Here is a 1,254-nt window from a genome sequence, read left to right on the forward strand (position 1 = left end):
TCCGATCTCGAGCGCGGCGAGGTCGTCGCACGAGCCGCGGGGATCGCGCCCGCGGCGGTGCGCAGTACCGTGGGCGCGGGCGACGCGTTCACTGCGGCGCTGGTGGTCGCTCTGCTCGAGGGCGACGAACCGGCCGCCGCACTGGGGGTCGCCTGCCGTGTGGGCTCGGCCGCCGTCGAGCACCTCGCGGCGCAGCCGCCCTTCGACCGACTCGACCGCTACCGGAGCCACGCGTGACCGACGCGATCCCCGTCTACCTCGACTGCGACACCGGCATCGACGACGCCGTCGCACTGGCCTACCTGCTCGCGCACCCCGGGGTGCGGGTTGTGGGCATCGGCACGGTCTCCGGGAACGTCTCGGCCGAGCGTGCGGCAGCGAACACGCTCGCGCTGCTCGCTGCCTCGGGCGTCGACGACGTGCCGGTCGCGGTGGGCTCCGCCGACCCGCTCGGCGGGACGTTCCACGGTGGTGCGCCGCAGGTGCACGGCGAGGACGGCGTGGGCGGTGTGGGTGACGCCCTCCCCGCCGCGACCCGTCTGCCCGAGGCGACGACGGATGCCGCGGGGCTGCTGATCCGGCTCGCGGGGGAGCACGCCGCCGAGCTCCGCGTGCTGGCCGTCGGCCCGCTGACCAACCTGGCGGTCGCGCTCCGGCGCGATCCGGGGCTCGCCGGACGCGTGCACTCGGTGACGGTCATGGGCGGCGCACTCGACGCGCCGGGCAACGTCTCGCTCGTCGCCGAGGCGAACCTCCGCAACGACCCGGCCGCGGCTGCCGGAGTGCTGGCCGCGTCGTGGCCGGTGACGCTCGTGCCGCTCGACGTGACGACACGGCACACCTTCGACGAAGGGCATCGGACCGCACTGCTCGCGGCGCCGGGTCTCGTGCCGCGGCTGCTCGGAGCGATGCTGGATGCGTACTTCGAGTTCTACACGGTGCGGTACGGCGAACGGAGGTGCGCGCTGCACGACCCGCTCGCCGCGGCGGCAGTCGCCGGTGACGTCGCCGAGCCGACCTGGCGACGCGGATGGTTCGACGTCGTCGACGACGATGCGCACGGCGACCACGGGCGGATGATCGAGCTCGAGTCGCGACAGCCGGCCGATGAGGCCGACCGGCCGGCGAGCCGGGCGCTCATGGGCGCAGACGAGGCTGCCGCGGACCGGATCCTGCGACGCATCCTGGACCACGCGTGGCCCGCCGCGGTCGCGGGCCCGCGCGAGGGCTGAGCGCCGACGACCTCCCGCGCCG

2 protein-coding genes are annotated in these 1,254 nt (G+C 75.4%); both read left to right on the forward strand.

Annotated features, from left to right (window positions below; translation table 11 throughout):
- Positions 1–237, forward strand: a 237-nt coding sequence (locus ESO86_RS17205) for a PfkB family carbohydrate kinase (RefSeq protein ID WP_242492440.1), incomplete at its 5' end; no start/stop codon positions are given.
- The gene (locus ESO86_RS17210; RefSeq protein WP_129235987.1) at positions 234–1,232 is read left to right on the forward strand and encodes a nucleoside hydrolase; all 999 of its coding nucleotides are present in this window, start codon (positions 234–236) and stop codon (positions 1,230–1,232) included. The genes ESO86_RS17205 and ESO86_RS17210, both read left to right, overlap by 4 nt.
- Positions 1,233–1,254 lie beyond the last annotated feature (22 nt).

Origin of the sequence: Agromyces binzhouensis (assembly GCF_004135055.1) — a bacterium.
Lineage (GTDB): Bacteria > Actinomycetota > Actinomycetes > Actinomycetales > Microbacteriaceae > Agromyces > Agromyces binzhouensis.